Source organism: Clostridium sp. (genome assembly GCF_051654825.1).
Classification (GTDB): Bacteria; Bacillota; Clostridia; order Clostridiales; family Clostridiaceae; genus Clostridium.
Genome location: NZ_JBOFYU010000221.1, coordinates 105,916 through 124,029, shown reverse-complemented (window position 1 = coordinate 124,029; position 18,114 = coordinate 105,916). Strand labels below are relative to the sequence as shown.

Genomic DNA, 18,114 nt, shown 5'->3' with positions numbered 1-18,114 from the left:
AGGCTCAAATTAGACCAAGAAGTGGTTTAGCATTAAAGCATGGAATAACTGTTTTAAATACTCCAGGAACTATTGATGAAGGTTATAGAGGAGAAATTGGAGTAATATTAATAAATCATGGAAAAGATGTATTTAAGGTTGAAAAGGGAATGAAAATAGCTCAAATGGTAGTTAAGCCAGTTTGGTATGTAGATGTACAAGAAGTATCAAGTCTTTCAGATACAGAAAGAGCAGAAGGTGGATTTGGATCTACAGGAACAAGATAGTAGCTTATAGATAATAAAATCACCAGATAAGATTGAAGTCTTTTCTGGTGATTATTATATTTATAAGTCTATTGAGCTAAATCTTCCCATTCCTCGTACATGTTTGAAATAGTTTCTTCAACATCTTTAATTTCCTTATTTACTCTTTCACTTTTACTAGGATTAGAATAAATTTCTTCTAAGCAAAGCTGTTCTTGTAGTTGAAGAAGATGATCTTCCTTTAAAGCAATTTCCTCTTCAAGTTTTTTTAGCTTTTGCTTAAGAGCTTTTTCTTCTTTTTCTTGCTCTCTTTTTTTCTTCTTTTCATCCTTAAGCTGAGTTTTAGTTTTTCCATTAGCTAAATCTTCAAGTTCTTGATATCTTGTTGGGTTAAGCTTTTTTTCTTGGAAATAGCTATAGTTACCAAGGTATTCCTTAGTACCATCAATTTGAAGCTCTAAAATTCTTCCAATAACTTTATTTAAGAAGTATCTATCATGGGATATAACCATTAAAGTCCCATCATAGCTTATTAATGCATCTTCAAGGGCTTCTCTTGACATAATATCAAGATGATTTGTAGGCTCATCTAGAAGAAGTAAGTTAGACTTTGAAAGCATTAGCTTTAAAAGGTTTATTCTACATTTTTCTCCTCCACTTAATGTATTTATAACTTTAAATACATCATCACCTGTAAATAGGAAGGAAGCTAGTACTCCTCTAAGTTTTGAAGTAGTTAAGTTAGGGAACTCATCCCAAACTTCATCTATAATTGTTTTATCTAAGTTTAAGTCAGATTGTTCTTGATCATAGTAACCAACATTAACATTTGTTCCAAGAATAATATTTCCGGAATCTCCTTTTACTTGGTCTAAAATCATTTTAAATAATGTAGTTTTACCACGACCATTTTCACCTATTAAAGCTACTTTTTCTCCTCTTTTTAAATCAAAGTTTAAAGTTGTAAATAAAGTTTTTTCACCATAGCTTTTAGATAGATTTTCTGCATGTAATACATCATATCCGCTTTTAATTGAAGCCTCAAATTGAATTTTAGAAGCTTCCTTTTCTTTATCAGGTGCATCTATTTTTTCCATTCGGTCTAAAGCTTTTTCTCTACTTTCTGCTGCTTTAATACTTTTTTCTCTATTAAAGCTTCTAAACTTTTCTATAATTGCTTCTTGTCGTTTAATTTCTGCTTGTTGCAGAGTATAAGCTTTTAAATCAGCTTCATATTTTTTCTTTCTTAAATCAATAAATTTAGTATAAGGTACGTTATAGCAATTTACATGACCATTAATTACTTCAAAGGTATGTGAAGTTATAGCATCAAGGAAAAATCTATCATGGGATATAACTAAAACGGTTCCCTTATATGATTTTAAATAATCTTCAAGCCATTCTATTGCTTCTAAATCAAGGTGATTGGTAGGCTCATCTAGTAGGATGATATCAGGATTTTTTAAAAGTAATTTACATAATGATACTCTAGTTTTTTGTCCACCACTTAATGTACCAATAGTTTTATCAAAATCTCCCTCGGTAAATCCAAGACCTTTTAATACTCTTGATATTTCACCCTTATATGTATATCCACCCTTATGAGAATATAAATCTTGAAGAGTAGTGTAATCTTTTATTAGCTTTTCGTGATAAGCAGCATTATTTTCATCATAGGGCTCATTCATTTTTTCTTCTAACTTTAGTAATCTATCTTCAATATTTTTTAACTCACTAAATACAGAAGTCATTTCTGTATAAATTGTGCTATTTAAATCAGAATCTACATGTTGAGTAAGATAACCTATAGTTTTATTTTTATCTATAAAAACTTCTCCATCATCTTGAGAAAGCTCTTTAGAAATTATTTTAAATAGTGTTGATTTACCTTCTCCATTTCCACCGATTATTCCAACTTTGTCACCTTCATTAATAGAAAGAGTAACATTTTTAAGAACATCTCTAATACCATAACTTTTACATATATCTTTGCAACTTAAAACTATCATATCTATCCTCCAATTATTACAAATACTCCATAATATTAAGATAATTATACTATTATATGTGTTTCTAATCAAATAAACAAAAGAATTGTATTTTATACATAAATTTTCTATGTATAGTAAATACTTTTATAGAGATAAGAGTATTTAGGAGTTGAGAAAATGAAGAAGAAAACTATGATGCTATTAAGTGTAGTAGTTATTATATTTGCAGCAATAATTCTTTTTATAATAAAAGATGATAATAATGAAGCAAAAGTAAAATATGATAGGGCAAAAATAGGTGAAGTTTATAGATATATAAATACAACAGGTGTAATAGAATCAAAGGAAAAAAAGGAATATTATTTACAAGAGGGGATAATAAATGAAGTAAATGTATCTGTTGGAGATTATGTTGAAAAGGGACAGTTACTATTAACATTACCTTTTTCTACTATAAAGTCAGACATTAATGGAGTTGTTAGTGAAATAAATGTAGTTGATGGTGGATACTCAAGTCCTACTATGCCAGTAATAATAGTTCAAAATATAGAAGATTTAAGAATTAGCATCTTATTAAATCAAAACGATAGCAAATTAGTTAAGGTGGATCAAGAGGTTATTGTTAGGGGGAGCAATGGGGATATAAAAGGAAGGGTATCGATTATTTCACCAGTAGCTAAAATGTATCAAGGATCTATGGATAATGAAGCTTATTTAAAGGCGGAAGTAGATAATCTTAATAGTATTGATGGGTTAATAGTAGGGTTTAAAAATGAGATAGATATATTGGTAGGAGAAAAAACTGATGTTTTATTAGTTCCAACTGAAGCTATAAAATCTGAAAAAGGTAATAGGAATTATGTATTTGTAATTAAGGATAATGTAGTTCAAAAGCGAGAAGTTCAAATAGGTCTTGAAGGAGAATTAGAAGTAGAAATAATTTCAGGTATTAATGTTGATGAGGAAGTGGTACTGAATCCTATTGGTACCTTAGTAGATGGAGCTAAAATTAGGAAGGAGGATTAATGTGTGATAGAGCTTAAAAATATAGAAAAGACATACTCCGCGGGAAAAATAAACTTTAAGGCTCTAAAAGGAATTTCTCTAAATATAAACAAGGGTGAATTCACATCTATTATGGGAGCTTCCGGATCAGGAAAAAGTACATTAATGAATATATTAGGCTGTTTAGATAGATACGATTTTGGTGAATATAAATTAAATGGAAAGGTAATTAAAAATCTTACTGATGATGAACTTGCTAAAATAAGAAATATAGAAATTGGTTTTGTATTTCAAAGCTTTAACTTATTGCCAAGAATGAGCATATTAGAAAATGTAGAGCTACCAATGATATATGCAGGAGTAAATAGTAAAGATAGATATAAAAGAGCATTAGATGCTCTTGAAAAGGTTGGATTAACTAATTGGATTAAGCATAAGCCTAATGAGATTTCAGGGGGGCAAAGGCAAAGGGTAGCAATAGCAAGAGCTATAGTTAATAATCCTTCTGTAATTATGGCTGATGAGCCAACAGGAAATTTAGATACTAAGGTTAGCTTAGAAGTTATGAAAATATTTCAAGATTTAAATAAAGAGGGAACAACAATAATAATGGTAACTCATGAAGATGAAATAGCCAAGTACACAAATAGAATTATAGGTGTAAGAGATGGAGAGATATATAAGGATGAAAATATATCTCCAATTCTTCTTTAAAAGGTGAGTGTAATGGCAGAAAATTTTAAGATGGCTTTAGAAAGTATAAAATCAAATAAATTAAGAAGCTTTTTAACTATGTTAGGAATTATTATTGGAATAAGCTCTGTTATAGCTATAATATCCTTAGGTAAAGGTGGAAAAGAAGTAATAACAGGTCAGTTAGAAAAAATAGGTTCTGCTACAGTTCAAATAAAGGTTGATCATGGAAGAGCAAGCAATAGTGATTACTTAAAAATTGATGATATAGAAGCTATTAGAGAAAGAAGCGAATATGTAAAATATATTACTCCAATAATAACAAGAGTAGGGATGTGTAAGAGCAATAATGGGGAGAAGGAAGCTTATATATATGGAGTTACTCAAGATTATAAATATATACAAAATGAAGAAGTACTTTATGGTAGGTATTTTACTGATAAAGAAAATTTAGAAGGAAAGCTAGTAGCAGTTATAGATGAATTTACTGCAAGAACTTTATTTGGATATGATGAAGTAATTGGTGAAAGCCTACTTGTTGGTCATGCAAGAAGCCTTAAGAAGGTAACTATTATAGGAGTTACAAAATCACCAGGATATATGGAAGCAGCGCCAATTGAATATATACCAGCTATGATAACTATGCCTAAAAATTCTGTAGATGAGCTTTTTGGGAAATCAAGAATAGATTCAGTATATGTATTAGCTCGTTCAAAGGAAGAAATAGAAGAAGCAACTAATGAAGCTATTAATATAATATCTTCTCGTCATAATAATAGGGGAAAAGATTTATATATTGGTGAAAAAATGATTAGACAAGTAGAAGAAATTAATAAGGTTATAGATATTTTTAGTTCATTTATAGGAGCAGTAGCTGGAATATCACTTTTAGTTGGTGGTATAGGTGTAATGAACATAATGCTTGTTTCTGTTACTGAAAGAACTAAGGAAATAGGAATAAGAAAGGCTATAGGAGCAACTACTAAAAGTATATTAGTACAATTTTTAACAGAGGCAACTATTATTTCGTTAATAGGTGGAATTATTGGATTAATTATAGGAATTACAGGAGCCTTTGCAGTTGGAAATGTAATGAGTGTAACTCCTAAACTTACATTTACACATATAGTTTTAGTTATAATATTTTCATCATCAGTTGGTATATTTTTTGGAATATATCCAGCTAAAAAAGCCGCTAAATTAAATCCTATAGATGCATTAAGAGAAGAATAAAAAGGAAGGTTATACCTTCCTCTTCTTAAGTTATTTACCATCATCCACAAGTAAAGATCCTAATTTAGGATTACCATTAAATAATCCTAGTATATAAATTGTGTAAAATCCACCATTAGAAAGTTTTATATTTTTTATAAACTTAGATAATCCCTCTGAACTTGCGAAAAATACTTTGAAATTATAAATTCCTGGTGAAAGGGGATAATATCCAGTTGTTTCTACATATTCTACACTATTAAAAAGAGAAATATCATTTGGTAATGATAAAGTTAATAGTGGAGCGTTTGGAGACAAGTTTATAAAACGAACAAAAGAGTTAGTTATACTTGTAGGTGTTGGTGCATCATTAAGAACAAAAAAATCTATTTTATTTGATAATGTTATTATAGATACTGTTGAAGCTGAGTTAGGCATTATATCAATATTTTTAGTAAATAAAGGAGAATCGTAAGTACCACTTGGGTAAATTTGAACTTCATAATTACCTGGTGCAGCATCAAAATAGCAACTTATATTACTAAAGGAAATATTTTTAGCTACTAATTCACCATTAGCATATATATCAACAGCAGCAGCTGATGGAACAGCATGTATGAATCTGATTTTAGATTTTAAATTAGGCAAATTATCTCTAAATAAAACCATTATATAACTACTCCTCCTTACAAATTTTAAGTGTCAGTTTAATAATTTTTTTGATTATTAGCATAGAAATTGGATATGGAACTTTATAAGCCTTTAAAGCAGCTAATATACCTGGTGATTCAGTAACTAATTTGTTAAACACATCATCTACTTCATTTTTACATTTATCACTTCTATCAGTAAATACATCTAGTTCCTCATAGCTAAAATCATAATCTCTAAGTAATTGCATATGGGTCAAAATAGGATCATCTATTATAATGTCTTTAGAATCATCTAAGTCAGTTCTAGGAATACATTTAGAAGGAGACCCATTAGATTCATTATATGAATATAATTCATCAGATGGATTTTCTGATGGATACAATAAGTCTATATCACCTATGTTAGCATTTGTATCATTTGTAGATGGATTATTTTTATCATAAGTATTTTTAGGAGCTTTTTTAGAACCAGAAGTTTCTTTATCAGAAGTAGAAGGTGATTTGTTTTCATTGCTAATGTTAATTGGGTTATTTACCTCTTCAAATGGCAATATAGGAAGAGCAGGCATTGATACAACTCCAGAATCAAGAATGTTACCAGTGCAAGGAGGAGTAAATCCTACAAAAAAATTATTAGTCATTTCATTAACTGAATTAGCATCTATATTTACAAGAGGAACCCATTGGGAATCATTAGCTGAAAAAGGTGAATGAAGAGTTAGCGGGACAAATTGCATATCATCATCACAATTGACAACCTTTTTATTTTTTGAACTCATTTTTTCCCTCCAATTTAGAATATTTTATTATAAATATATGTTTTACACACTTATATGTTACTTTATAAAATATGATATAGTATTAGTTTTTATTACAATGTTTTAGTATCACCATAATTATTACTCTTGAATAGGATATATGGGAGGTAAGGTAATGAATGGATTTAGGAATGATTATTTAAGAAATTTATTTATTGGAATAGATAAAAAAGTGCCTATCTTAGGTGGACATGAGATAGTTCCTATAAATTTTGATAATGCAGCTACCACCCCTGTATTTAAATCTGTTATGGATAAGATAATTGAAGTAAGTGAGGATTATGGTTCTATAGGAAGAGGCATGGGTCAAAAATCGGAACTAACTACTAAAATATATAGTGAGTGTAGGGAATATATTTTAAATTTCTTTAATGCACCAAGTGATAAATATACAGCTATATTTGTTAATAACACAACAGAAGGGATAAATAGATTATCTAATATGCTTATTAAAGACAAATCAGATATAGTTGTAACAACTAGAATGGAACATCATTCTAATGATTTACCTTGGAGAGATAAATGCAATTTAAAGTATGTTGAAGTAGATGAGTTAGGAAGATTAAAATTTGAAGATTTAGAAACAATACTAGAAGAAAATAGTCAAAATGTAAAATATGTTTCAATAACAGCCGCTTCAAATGTAACAGGGTATGTTAATGATATAAAAAAAATTGCAAAGATGGTTCATAAACATGGAGCAAAGTTAATTATTGATGGAGCTCAAATAGTAGCACATAAAAGAGTGGATATTTGTGGGGATAATAAAGAAGAGTCAGTGGATTTTTTAGTTTTTTCTGCACATAAAATGTATGCGCCTTTTGGAAGTGGAGCAATTATAGGGCTAAAGGAAGTGTTTATGGAAGTAGATTCAGATTTAAAAGGTGGTGGAACAGTAGAAGGTGTTTTAGATTATGAAGCGGTCTGGTTACAGCCACCTGAAAAAGATGAAGCTGGAAGCCCAAATTTTTTTGGTGCTGTAGCTTTAGTACAAGCTATGAAGAATTTAAAAGATGTTGGGTATGACGAAATTGATAAAAATGAAAAAGTATTATTAAAGAGAGCTTTAAACGGAATGAAGGAAATTTCTAAGGTATCTTTATATGGAGATGTGGAAAATATAGAAGATAAATTAGGAATAGTTGTTTTTAATATCGATGGATTATATAATGCGGAAGTGGCTAAAATATTGGCTCAATTTAGAGGGATTGCAGTAAGGCAGGGAGCTTTTTGTGCTCATCCGTATGTAAAAAGGTTATTGAAGCTTACTGATGAAGAGGCTTGCGAGCATTTAGTAAATATTAATTGTAAAATGCCTGGGATGGTTAGAGCTAGCTTTGGATTATATAATAGCATAGATGAAGTAGATATATTTTTAAATACTATTGAATGGATAAGTAAACTTTAAAAAATAAAAGTCCGATTTTAATCGGACTTCTATTTTTATCTATTAAATGTTTTAAACTTAGGTAAGTTATTTTCTATCTTTAAGTTTGGAACTCCTTGAACTAACGGTTCAAAGTATGAAATTGCTTCATCATTTATATGATTTCCCTCTTCATTTATCCATTCAGAAGGGAAGTACTTAACGTTGTTAGCTATCTTATCAGCTTCTACTAGGAAATGTGAAGCCTTATAAGGATAAGATGATTCTCTTTTTATAGCTACCATATAACCACTGTTTCCTTCATTAGCAAATTGTAGAGCTGAATATCCAGCATCGAATGCTTCTTGTAAATCTAAATCTGAAGCACAGTGTATAGCACATCTCTGAAGAACTCCAAGCTCTAGAGCTTTAACTCTATTAGTTATACCAGAGTTTATTATTAGATTTTTTAAGTACGCTGCAACTCCACCAAGTTGAGCATGTCCAAATTTATCGTGAGCTTGTGATTTTATTTCAGTAACAAATTGTCCTTCAGCATTTCTTATTCCTTCTGAGACAACTATAAACACCTTATTTTGTTCCTTAAACTTAGCATTTACATCAGATAAGAACTTATCTATATCAAAGGCTGATTCAGGTAAATAAATAAAATCAGCAACTGGTTTACCATCTATTTTAGCCAAGCAAGCAGAAGCAGCAAGCCAACCAGTATCTCTACCCATTGTTTCAAGTATAAATATTCCGTTGTTTATGTAAACAGAAGCATCTAAATATGTTTCTAAAGTTGTAGTAGCTATAAATTTAGCAGCGCTACCAAATCCAGGGGTATGATCTGTAAACATTAAGTCGTTATCTATTGTTTTAGGTATTCCTATAAACTTTATATCAAGCCCTGTTTCTTTAGCATATTTACCAAGCTTTGCAGTAGTATCCATTGAGTCATTTCCACCTACATAGAAAAATGCCTTAATGTCGTTAGCTTTTAATATTTCTAGAAGTTTATCGTATTCTTCAGTAGATTCTTCTAATTTCTTCATCTTATATCTGCAAGAACCTAATCCTGAAGATGGAGTGTATCTGAAAGTTTGAATTTCTTCATCTGAAAATGATGAAAGTTCTACTACATTACCATTTAATATACCTTCAATACCATTTAATCCACCATATACTTTTTCGAATATTTTTAAGTCTTTATTTGCTTGAAGTAATCCTACAACACTAGAGTTAATTACAGATGTTGGACCACCCGATTGAGCAATTATACAATTCGCCATTAAGTTACTCTCCTTTATAATAAAATACAAAATGTGATATACTTTTTAATTTTATATGTACTCTAATTAATAATATACAACATATTTTAAATTAAATAAAGTGTTTATTTTAAATATTGTAATCATAAATACTATATTTAGTAATATTATATAGAGTATATGTTATTAATGGAGAGGGGAAGATATGGATGGGACTTAAGGAAGTTATTTTTATTGGTATAGCAATGGCAATGGATGCTTTTGGGTTAAGCATTAGCCTAGGAATAAATCCAATACTTAAAAGGGAAAATAAGATAAAGTTTATATTATCTTTTGCTATTTTTCAGTTTTTGTTTATTTTTATAGGAGGAGTGGCTGGGATATTTTTTGATACATATATAGCTAGTATTCCTAATGTAATAGGGGGAATAATAATAGGATGCATAGGTTCACTAATGATAATTGAAGGATTTAAAAAGGAAGATAAGGATGATTCTCTTTTAATAAGGAATTGTATGTATATAGTTTTAGGTGTTTCAGTAAGCATAGATGCTTTAGTTGTTGGATTTACAGCATTTCATCATATAGGTGGATTTGCAATTTTATTTGTTGATTCACTTTTAGTTGGATTAATAACTTTACTTATATGCACAATAGGTTTCTTTTTATGTAGATATATGAGAAAAATAGATTTTATATGTAAGTATTCTGATTTTTTAGGCGGAATAATATTAGTTATATTTGCATTAAAAATGATATTTTTTTAGAATTACAAATATTTAATTAAGTGTGCTATAATGTAATTAATAATTAACAATAGGAGAAGAACTATGAAGTGGGAGAGTTTTCTAAAGAATAAAAAGATAAAAATTACTAGAGGACGAATATCACTATTAAATATTATTGAATCATCAAATAAAGGTTTAAGTGCAGAAGAGCTTTATTATGAATGTAAGAATAGTGGAGAAAACTTAAATTTAAGTACTATATATAGAAGTCTTGAGTTATTTGAAGAAAATAAGATTATAAAAAAAATAAGTGTTGGAGATGGACCATCTCTTTATACAATGAAGTCTAATGAACATAATCATACTCTTCAATGTGATGTTTGCAATAAAGAAGTAGTAGTACCGTGTCCAATGGAGCAAATAGAAGAAATTATAAAGCTTCAAGTAGGATTTAGTTTAATAGAACATAAATTAGAGTTAAAAGGTGTATGTGATAAATGCAAAAAATAACCTTTAAGATTGTTATTAATCTTAAAGGTTATTTTTTATTTTTTAAATTTATTAATTATTATAACTAATATTAAAGTAAACACTGAAGTAAGTGCAATAGTACCTCCAGGAGCACTATTTATATAATAAGAAAGAATTAAGCCAAGCATTATATCTATGAACCCAAATAAAATTGAATAAATTAATGTTGATTTAAAGCTCTTTTTAAGTTGCATTGCAGTAGCAACAGGAACAACCATTATTGATGAAATTACTAAAATACCCATAACTTGAATAGACATTGAAATAGTTGTACCTACTAGCAATGTAAATATGTAATTTATTAATTTAACCTTGATTCCAGAAGTTTTAGCTCCTTCCTCATCAAAGGTAATATAAACTAATTTATTATATAAAAACATTAAAATTATTAAAGAAATAATTCCTATAATAGTTATAAAGAAAATATCAGATTTAGTTACAGTAAGAATACTACCAAAAAGATAGGAATTTACTTTTGCAGATGCCTTGCCACTGCTAATTAATATAATTGCAATACCTAAACTAAAGGTTAAAACAAGGGACATAACTAATTCTGCATATTTTTTATAATAATCTCTTAAAAACTCTATTATTAATGCACATAATGATGTAAATAAAAATGCAGTAATTAATGGATTAACACCTATAACTAATCCTATTGCAACTCCAGCAAAGGATGAGTGAGATAGAGTGTCTCCAATCATAGAGTAACGTCTAAGAACTAAAAACAGCCCTATAAAAGGACATAGTATTGATATAACTAAGCTAGCCATAAAGGCATTTTGCATAAATTCTAATTGAAACATTAAGACCTACCTTTCCCATTAACAAAGATCATATTTACTTATATAGCATTATTAAGAGTAATATTTTGCTTTCTTATTTTTTTATATTCAGAAACTGTAAACAATTCTGCATTTCCATTATGAACTTTAAGTATATGCGTTGAATTTTTTAAAGCAATATCAATATTATGTTCAATAGACATAATTGTTTTTGATTCTTTATTATTTAATGTAAAAAGAATATTGTATATTTCTCTTTGATTATTTTCATCTACGCCGGTAGAAGGTTCATCTAAAATTATAATATCAGGATTTCCCATTAAAGCTCTTGCTATAAGAACTCTTTGTTTTTGACCCCCTGACAAATTACCAAGAAGCTTGTTTTTAAAATCAATCATATTAACTTTTTTTAGAATATCATCTATATTTATAGATTTATTATTTAAAGTTTTCTTATGGCAATTCAAAACTTCAAAAACTGTAATTGGAAATTCTGAATTAAAAGAATCTAACCCTTGAGGAACATATCCTATGGAAGAACTATTAATATCAATAGAGCCAGCACTAGGATTAAGTAAGCCTAGGATTAATTTTATAAGTGTAGTTTTACAACTACCGTTTTCACCTATAACAGAAACATAAGCACCCTTGGGTATTTTTAAATTTAATGAATTTATTATATATGGTGGCTTATTTATATATGAAAAACATAAATTGTTTATCGTAATCAAATAAATCATCTCCTAAAATTTCTAGCTCTATTATATATGATAATGCAAATAATTTGCAACAACTAGTTTTTATATGATACTAGTGATGTTTTATCTAAAGTCCATTTTCCCTTTTCATTTTTATTTAAATTAGCTTTAACATTTGTTATTAAATGAGGTTTTTCATGAGTAAGTCCATAAGCTGTTATTACTGCTTTTTCTCCATCGTTAAATTCTAAATCAAATTCTTGTACTTCAAGAAGTCTTTCATCTTTTAAATTGCTACTAGTAAAGTAATATTTTATAGCATAATTTAAGTCTTTTAGTTTAGTATTAATTACAAGAAAATAAACTAAGGTAGATAAAGCAATTACTGAGGCTAAGAAAACAGCACATGAAGTGAAAAATTTTCTTCTCCTTAATTTAAGTCTTTCCTTTCTTGTCATCTTTAAAGCCTTTTTAGAAATTTTTTTTCTCATAAATACCCTCCTCAAAAAAAGATGTTAATAAGATAATATTACCATAATTTACCATTATGTAAATAGATATATTGATTTATTATATGGATAAAACATATAATAGAAGAGAAACACATAACACAAATAAAAAAAGATAAAATATTGGAGGAACAACAAATGGATTTTTCAAGTTTAGTTTTAATGGAAAAAGATAAGGAAACAGGTTATATAACAAGGGAATTAGGAAGTTTTGAAGTTTCAGATGGAGCACTATTTGTTAAAAAGCTTTTTGTTTTAGAAGATTTAGTTAATTTATACTTTGATACAAATAAAGATGTAGAAGAATGGGAATACTCAGCAATATATGATCTTTTCAATAATGATATATTCGAAGAAAATGGATTTGAAATTGAGGATGTATTAGATGAATATAATCCTACATTTTTAATAAAATTTAAATATGAAGATGATTATGCAGTAATAAAGGAAAGATTAGATAATTGTGTAGCTTTAATTGATGAAACTATGAAAAAAGTTTTTGAAGATATTAAAGGAAAAGAAGAAGAGTATAAGTAAGAGAGGAGGGCCTATTTAATAGGTAAATCATTATATGAGTGATAAAAAAGTTTTAAAATCAAGAAATGAAATTGAAGAGCAATACAAGTGGAAAGTTGACAAGATTTTTAAAACAGATGAAGAGTGGGAGGCAGCCTTTAAAAAATTAAAGGAAGATGCTCCAAAGTTAAAGACCTTTGAGGGGAATTTAAGTGATGTTAATTCTTTAAAGGAATATTTAAAGCTTTATGTAGATATAGCTAATACGGCCGAAACTATATATGTTTATGCTCACTTAAAGTGTGATGAAGATACATCTAATTCTAAATATCAAGGAATGATGAATAAGGTAGATTCATATATGGCTGAATTTGCTACATATACAGCATATTTTGTTCCAGAAGTTTTAGAACTACCAGAAGGATTTATAAAGGATACAATTTCTAAGGAACCAGAGCTTAAAGAATATGAATTCTTATTCGATGATATTTTAAAAGAAAAACCTCATATTTTAAGTAAGGTTGAAGAAGAGCTTTTAGCAGCTGCTTCAGATTGTCTTTCAGCACCAGAATCAATTCACAATATGATGACTAATGCAGATATGAAGTTTGGAGATATTATTGATGAAGATGGTCATAAGGTAGAGCTTACAGAAGGAAATTATTCTTCATTTATAAAAAGCAAGGATAGAAGAGTAAGAGAAGAAGCCTTTAAAACATTATATAAAGAATATAAGGGCTTTGAAAATACTTTAGCTACAACTTTATCAGGGTCAATTAAATGCTTTAACTTTAGTGCTAAGGTAAGAAATTATACTTCAGCTTTAGAAGCATCATTAAAGCCAAATGATATTCCACAAGAAGTATATAAAAATGCAATAAAAACAATAAATGATAATTTATCATCTCTTCATAGATATATATCTTTAAAGAAAAAGCTTTTAGGTTTAGATGAGATGCATATGTATGATTTATATGTTCCTGTTATAGAAGTTCCTAAAGATCATATAGAGTTTAATGATGCTGTAGATATGGCATTAGAGGGATTAAAGCCTTTAGGTGACGAGTATGCATCTATATTTACAAGTGGAGTAAAGGATGGATGGATTGATATTTATCAAAACAAGGGTAAAAGGGGCGGAGCATACTCCTGGGGTGGCTATAGCACAATGCCTTATGTTTTATTAAATTATAACTATGAATTAAATGATGTATCTACATTAGTTCATGAAATGGGGCATTCAATACATTCATATTATTCTAGAAAGGAGCAGCCTTATATTTATGCAGGATATACTTTATTCTGTGCTGAGGTAGCATCAACAACAAATGAAGCATTACTTATTCATTATTTAATAAATAAAGAAACAGATAAGCAAAAGAAGCTATACTTAATAAACCAAGAGCTTGAGCAAATAAGAACTACTGTATTTAGGCAATTAATGTTTGCAGAATTTGAATTATTTACTCATGAAACATTAGAAGCAGGTGATTCATTGACTTCAGATGAATACAATAAGGCATGGCATGATTTAAATGTTAAGTATTTTGGTAGCGATATGGTTGTTGATGAAGAAATAGATGTTGAATGGTCAAGAATACCACATTTTTATTCAGATTTCTATGTTTATCAATATGCCACTGGATATGCAGCAGCTTCAGCTTTTGCAAAGGCAATTTTAGATGGAGAAAAGGGTGCTGTTGAAAAATATGTAGGATTCTTAAAGAGTGGTGGAAGTGATTATCCAATAAATATTTTAAAGAAGGCGGGAGTAGATATGACAACTTCCATGCCTTTAGAAGCTACAATAGAAAGATTTAATGAATTATTAGATATGCTAGATAAGGAAATTTAAAGAGGGGTTTATGGAGAAGTTTGAGAATATATTCTTTAATATATTAAGTAAAAAAGCTGGATTCTTTATGAGAAATTATGAAAGTAATTTTAGTAGTAAAGAAAAATGGATTGGTATATTAGAGTTAGATGAGGTTATAGTAGGAGTTATAGTAACAAAGGACTCAGAAGAAGATATAAATAATCTAGAAGCACATGAATATTTACAAGGGGCTTTTAAAAAGCCCCATATTTTAAATTCAGTAATAATAGCTTCAGGTGATTATATAGAAATAGAAAAAAATTATAACAATAGAAGATTGGTATTTTCATTAAAAGAAAGAAAAATAATTTATTGTGACGAAGGAGCAAAGGCTTTAGTTCCTATTATTGATTATATGGTAAAGTCAGATACAAGTGAAAAGGTGAGTATTAAAGAATACAAGCTTACTTATTTCTTAATGACAGTTAATATATTAATATATATAATTTCAATGATAATATCACGAAATATATTTGATATAGATGCATACACTTTAATACATCTAGGGGCAAAGGTAAATGAATTAATTAATGAGGGACAGGTTTGGAGGTTAATTACTTCAGCATTTTTACATGGAGGATTAACTCATATATTATTTAATATGTTTGCATTAAAAATAGTTGGAACTCAGGTAGAAAAGATTTATGGAATAAAGAAATATGCTATTATATATTTCACATCAGCTTTAGGTGGGTCCTTGTTAAGCTATTTATTTGCACCAAACAGTATTTCAGTAGGAGCATCAGGTGCAATATTTGGACTATTAGGTGCTATGCTTGTATTTGCATTTAAGGAAAAAGAAAATATAGGAAAGCAATTTATGAACAATATATTGCAAGTTATAATATTAAATATAGTTATTGGACTTACTGTTTCTAATATAGATAATTATGGTCATTTGGGAGGCTTAATAGTAGGTGTAATAATGTCCTTTTTATTATTTAAAAAGAAAGTAATATGTAGTTAATAGAAAGTTTAAAAAATTATTAACTATTAAATATACAGTAATAGAAAAAGATTTGTTATACTAAAATGAAATTCTTATTTAACAAAATGCTTAGCGCTTTAATAATGTTAGGAGTGAGATTATGAAATTTAAAAAGTATAATAAAGAAAAACTTGTAACCTTAGCATTTATAATACTACTTGCTATTACTGGGATTTATGATTTTATATTTAACAATGGTGAAAAGTTATTTAGAGTAGCGTTAAATGCTGTTACAGTAGGTGGATGTTATCTATTTTATAGAAAAAGTTTTATAAAGAAATCTTCAATATCATATTATATAATATTAATCTTTGTATTTTTCTCAATGTATTTAGCAAGTATATTAAACTTTTATTCAATACCACATTATGATAAATATCTTCATTTAGCATCAGGAGCTATAATAGCAATATTAGGATATATACTATATATATACTTATTTGGAGCAGATGAAAATAAAAATATTAATCCTTGGGCACCAGCAATATTTGTTATTATATTTGCAGCAGCAGCAGCAGGTATATGGGAAATTTGGGAATTTACTACGGATTCATTATTTGGGTTATATGCTCAAAATGGTTTATCAGATACAATGTGGGATATTATATGTGGAAGCGGAGTAGGAGTTATCACTGCAATACCTATATATCTTCATTCAAAAGGAAAAAAGATAAAAATAATAGAAGCTATGTTAAATGAAATGAAAAGTAAATAAAGCTTAAAAAAGAAGATATGATCTTTAAATAGACATATCTTCTTTTTAATATATAAAATAATACGATTCATTTATAGGATTATTATATTTTATAGACATTTTTTGTAGGTATTCTTTACATTTAATAAACTTTTCATCAATTAGTAGTTTATTAAAGTGGTTAATTTCCTTAGTGTTTAAATTATTTTCTAACAATAAGTAAACTTTCTTTATAGTATTAATAAAATCAATGTCAGTAGAAGGAGTATAAATTAAATCATCTACTATTTTATAAAGCACATTAAAGGAAGTCAAATCATTTGAAGAAGGAAAATCAGAAAGAGACGATTTTTTTTCTTCAAAAAAGAGTTTGTATTTGTCAAATTCCTCATAAACAGAGTTAAGTTGAATACCATCTTCTAATTCTTCAATAGTATTTATAACCTTTATACAAGAAATGTTTTTATCCTTAACTTCAAGCATTATGTCTATGTCAAAATTTGAAGCAACAGATAAATAATCCAAAAATTCATTTATATTAATAGATATTGAATGAGAACCCTTTTTCTTTAATGGATTTTGTTGGCTATAATGAACCTTCATATTTCCATCTTTTTCACTCCAGGTTTTAGACACCTTTGTTAATATTTCTTCTAAAGTATAAGAATTATCGTTAAAGCAAGAATTATGTAAGTTATCAAATATAACAGGAGCACCTGTTTTTTCACTTATATAAAGAACATCATCTATTGAGAAGTTTTTTTCATCATTTTCTATAATAAGTCTTTGTTTTACAGATTCACTTAATTCAAAGTAATTTTCGATAAATCTATTTGTTGCAGATTCCTTATTACCGTAAACTCCTCCTATATGGATAATTATTTTATGAGTAGAATCTAAGCCTAATGCGTTTAAAAAGTCTGCATGATATTCTAAATCCATAATTGCCTTATCTACAATTTCTTCAGTAGGAGAGTTTAGTACTGTATATTGACCCGGATGCATAGAAACTCTAAGACCATTGTTTTTTATAAAGTCTCCAATTTGTATAAGTTCATCTTTAAAATGGTCCCACCAAGGAAATGTATTTATATAATGACTACCAAAGGGAATTATATCTGAACTAATTCTAAATAAATCTATTCCATTGTTATAATTATAAATTAAAATATTCATCAAATCTTCTAAGTTTAATTTTGTATAATTAATCATTAAATCATCTGAATAAGCTTTAATTAAAAATTTACGAGTTGTTTTATATGGAACTAAAAGAGGGGTACAAGCGTATCCTATTTTCATTTAGTTACCTCCAATATTAATATAATAAAATTACATACCTCATTATCATTCCCTAAAATATAATAATTATTCAATAAATATAAAAAAGGTTAAAAATTCTAAATTTTCAATATTAACAAGGAAAAAAAGGTTTACTATTAATAAAATATCAAGAAAAAACATAAAATTATATTAAATAAATAAAATGAGCATATATTTTAAAAAAATATAGTAAAATAGTTCGTGATAATGTA

The 18,114-nt window shown here is 28.0% G+C and carries 19 protein-coding genes; 11 read left to right on the top strand and 8 right to left on the bottom strand.

Annotated elements, in window-relative coordinates; all coding sequences use genetic code 11:
* A partial coding sequence (gene dut, locus ACRDBA_RS13390) for a dUTP diphosphatase (protein ID WP_438573428.1) occupies positions 1-266 on the top strand: 266 nt, incomplete at its 5' end.
* Between the two features lie 68 nt (positions 267-334).
* On the opposite strand, the gene ACRDBA_RS13385 is transcribed toward dut, so the two are convergent.
* A complete protein-coding gene (locus tag ACRDBA_RS13385; RefSeq protein ID WP_438573427.1) occupies positions 335-2,254 on the bottom strand; it encodes an ABC-F family ATP-binding cassette domain-containing protein in 1,920 nt (639 codons plus the stop codon).
* Between the two features lie 159 nt (positions 2,255-2,413).
* Between ACRDBA_RS13385 and ACRDBA_RS13380 the strand changes: the two genes are divergently transcribed.
* Genes ACRDBA_RS13380 through ACRDBA_RS13370 form a run of 3 tightly spaced genes read left to right on the top strand, consistent with a single transcriptional unit; the run spans position 2,414 to position 5,167 of the window.
* Positions 2,414-3,262 carry an efflux RND transporter periplasmic adaptor subunit gene (locus ACRDBA_RS13380; RefSeq protein WP_438573426.1) on the top strand — a complete coding sequence of 283 codons (849 nt, stop codon included), beginning with the start codon at positions 2,414-2,416 and terminating at the stop codon, positions 3,260-3,262.
* A 3-nt stretch (positions 3,263-3,265) separates the two neighbouring features.
* Positions 3,266-3,955: an ABC transporter ATP-binding protein gene (locus ACRDBA_RS13375; protein WP_438573425.1), complete on the top strand. Its 690-nt coding sequence runs from the start codon at positions 3,266-3,268 to the stop codon at positions 3,953-3,955.
* Positions 3,956-3,967: 12 nt separating this feature from the next.
* On the top strand, positions 3,968-5,167 hold the full coding sequence (locus ACRDBA_RS13370; RefSeq protein WP_438573424.1) for an ABC transporter permease: 1,200 nt from the start codon (positions 3,968-3,970) through the stop codon (positions 5,165-5,167).
* Positions 5,168-5,197: 30 nt separating this feature from the next.
* Here ACRDBA_RS13370 and ACRDBA_RS13365 read toward each other — a convergent pair whose 3' ends face one another.
* The gene (locus ACRDBA_RS13365; RefSeq protein ID WP_438573423.1) at positions 5,198-5,815 is read right to left on the bottom strand and encodes a DUF4397 domain-containing protein; all 618 of its coding nucleotides are present in this window, start codon (positions 5,813-5,815) and stop codon (positions 5,198-5,200) included.
* 7 nt (positions 5,816-5,822) lie between these two features.
* A complete protein-coding gene (locus ACRDBA_RS13360; RefSeq protein ID WP_438573422.1) occupies positions 5,823-6,578 on the bottom strand; it encodes a hypothetical protein in 756 nt (251 codons plus the stop codon).
* A 154-nt stretch (positions 6,579-6,732) separates the two neighbouring features.
* Here ACRDBA_RS13360 and ACRDBA_RS13355 point away from each other — a divergent pair, with 154 nt between their 5' ends.
* The gene (locus ACRDBA_RS13355; protein WP_438573421.1) at positions 6,733-8,025 is read left to right on the top strand and encodes an aminotransferase class V-fold PLP-dependent enzyme; all 1,293 of its coding nucleotides are present in this window, start codon (positions 6,733-6,735) and stop codon (positions 8,023-8,025) included.
* Positions 8,026-8,060: 35 nt separating this feature from the next.
* Here ACRDBA_RS13355 and ACRDBA_RS13350 read toward each other — a convergent pair whose 3' ends face one another.
* Entirely contained in the window at positions 8,061-9,278 is a 1,218-nt protein-coding gene (locus tag ACRDBA_RS13350; protein ID WP_438573420.1) for a 6-phosphofructokinase, read from the bottom strand.
* 188 nt (positions 9,279-9,466) lie between these two features.
* On the opposite strand from ACRDBA_RS13350, the gene ACRDBA_RS13345 reads away from it, so the two are divergent.
* Both ACRDBA_RS13345 and ACRDBA_RS13340 read left to right on the top strand, forming a co-directional pair.
* Positions 9,467-10,024 (top strand): manganese efflux pump MntP, encoded by a 558-nt coding sequence (locus ACRDBA_RS13345; RefSeq protein WP_438573419.1) that lies wholly within the window; start codon positions 9,467-9,469, stop codon positions 10,022-10,024.
* Between the two features lie 63 nt (positions 10,025-10,087).
* Positions 10,088-10,495 carry a Fur family transcriptional regulator gene (locus tag ACRDBA_RS13340; RefSeq protein ID WP_438573418.1) on the top strand — a complete coding sequence of 136 codons (408 nt, stop codon included), beginning with the start codon at positions 10,088-10,090 and terminating at the stop codon, positions 10,493-10,495.
* A gap of 35 nt (positions 10,496-10,530) precedes the next feature.
* On the opposite strand, the gene ACRDBA_RS13335 is transcribed toward ACRDBA_RS13340, so the two are convergent.
* From ACRDBA_RS13335 to ACRDBA_RS13325, 3 genes are all read right to left on the bottom strand, one after another.
* Positions 10,531-11,322, bottom strand: coding sequence for a metal ABC transporter permease (locus ACRDBA_RS13335; protein WP_438573417.1), 792 nt, complete (start codon positions 11,320-11,322; stop codon positions 10,531-10,533).
* Between the two features lie 38 nt (positions 11,323-11,360).
* Positions 11,361-12,032, bottom strand: coding sequence for a metal ABC transporter ATP-binding protein (locus tag ACRDBA_RS13330; RefSeq protein ID WP_438573416.1), 672 nt, complete (start codon positions 12,030-12,032; stop codon positions 11,361-11,363).
* Positions 12,033-12,094: 62 nt separating this feature from the next.
* On the bottom strand, positions 12,095-12,490 hold the full coding sequence (locus tag ACRDBA_RS13325) for a hypothetical protein (RefSeq protein ID WP_438573415.1): 396 nt from the start codon (positions 12,488-12,490) through the stop codon (positions 12,095-12,097).
* Positions 12,491-12,646: 156 nt separating this feature from the next.
* Between ACRDBA_RS13325 and ACRDBA_RS13320 the strand changes: the two genes are divergently transcribed.
* The 4 genes from ACRDBA_RS13320 (at position 12,647) to ACRDBA_RS13305 (ending at position 16,603) form a co-directional block, all read left to right on the top strand.
* Complete coding sequence (locus tag ACRDBA_RS13320) at positions 12,647-13,045, top strand: DUF6762 family protein (RefSeq protein ID WP_438573414.1); 399 nt, start codon at positions 12,647-12,649, stop codon at positions 13,043-13,045.
* Positions 13,046-13,079: 34 nt separating this feature from the next.
* Complete coding sequence (gene pepF / locus ACRDBA_RS13315) at positions 13,080-14,879, top strand: oligoendopeptidase F (protein ID WP_438573413.1); 1,800 nt, start codon at positions 13,080-13,082, stop codon at positions 14,877-14,879.
* Positions 14,880-14,889: 10 nt separating this feature from the next.
* Positions 14,890-15,867, top strand: coding sequence for a rhomboid family intramembrane serine protease (locus tag ACRDBA_RS13310; RefSeq protein ID WP_438573412.1), 978 nt, complete (start codon positions 14,890-14,892; stop codon positions 15,865-15,867).
* A gap of 121 nt (positions 15,868-15,988) precedes the next feature.
* The gene (locus tag ACRDBA_RS13305) at positions 15,989-16,603 is read left to right on the top strand and encodes a hypothetical protein (protein WP_438573411.1); all 615 of its coding nucleotides are present in this window, start codon (positions 15,989-15,991) and stop codon (positions 16,601-16,603) included.
* A 45-nt stretch (positions 16,604-16,648) separates the two neighbouring features.
* Here the strand turns inward: ACRDBA_RS13305 and uvsE are convergent, their stop codons facing one another.
* The gene (gene uvsE, locus ACRDBA_RS13300) at positions 16,649-17,881 is read right to left on the bottom strand and encodes a UV DNA damage repair endonuclease UvsE (protein ID WP_438573410.1); all 1,233 of its coding nucleotides are present in this window, start codon (positions 17,879-17,881) and stop codon (positions 16,649-16,651) included.
* Positions 17,882-18,114: the final 233 nt, after the last annotated feature.

Coding starts and splice junctions, on each gene's coding strand:
- ACRDBA_RS13385 (WP_438573427.1), bottom strand. CDS start 2,254: ATGATAGTTTTAAGTTGCAAAGATATATGTAAAAGTTATGGTATTAGA.
- ACRDBA_RS13380 (WP_438573426.1), top strand. CDS start 2,414: ATGAAGAAGAAAACTATGATGCTATTAAGTGTAGTAGTTATTATATTT.
- ACRDBA_RS13370 (WP_438573424.1), top strand. CDS start 3,968: ATGGCAGAAAATTTTAAGATGGCTTTAGAAAGTATAAAATCAAATAAA.
- ACRDBA_RS13365 (WP_438573423.1), bottom strand. CDS start 5,815: ATGGTTTTATTTAGAGATAATTTGCCTAATTTAAAATCTAAAATCAGA.
- ACRDBA_RS13360 (WP_438573422.1), bottom strand. CDS start 6,578: ATGAGTTCAAAAAATAAAAAGGTTGTCAATTGTGATGATGATATGCAA.
- ACRDBA_RS13355 (WP_438573421.1), top strand. CDS start 6,733: ATGAATGGATTTAGGAATGATTATTTAAGAAATTTATTTATTGGAATA.
- ACRDBA_RS13350 (WP_438573420.1), bottom strand. CDS start 9,278: ATGGCGAATTGTATAATTGCTCAATCGGGTGGTCCAACATCTGTAATT.
- ACRDBA_RS13345 (WP_438573419.1), top strand. CDS start 9,467: ATGGGACTTAAGGAAGTTATTTTTATTGGTATAGCAATGGCAATGGAT.
- ACRDBA_RS13340 (WP_438573418.1), top strand. CDS start 10,088: ATGAAGTGGGAGAGTTTTCTAAAGAATAAAAAGATAAAAATTACTAGA.
- ACRDBA_RS13335 (WP_438573417.1), bottom strand. CDS start 11,322: ATGTTTCAATTAGAATTTATGCAAAATGCCTTTATGGCTAGCTTAGTT.
- ACRDBA_RS13325 (WP_438573415.1), bottom strand. CDS start 12,490: ATGAGAAAAAAAATTTCTAAAAAGGCTTTAAAGATGACAAGAAAGGAA.
- ACRDBA_RS13320 (WP_438573414.1), top strand. CDS start 12,647: ATGGATTTTTCAAGTTTAGTTTTAATGGAAAAAGATAAGGAAACAGGT.
- pepF (WP_438573413.1), top strand. CDS start 13,080: ATGAGTGATAAAAAAGTTTTAAAATCAAGAAATGAAATTGAAGAGCAA.
- ACRDBA_RS13310 (WP_438573412.1), top strand. CDS start 14,890: ATGGAGAAGTTTGAGAATATATTCTTTAATATATTAAGTAAAAAAGCT.
- ACRDBA_RS13305 (WP_438573411.1), top strand. CDS start 15,989: ATGAAATTTAAAAAGTATAATAAAGAAAAACTTGTAACCTTAGCATTT.
- uvsE (WP_438573410.1), bottom strand. CDS start 17,881: ATGAAAATAGGATACGCTTGTACCCCTCTTTTAGTTCCATATAAAACA.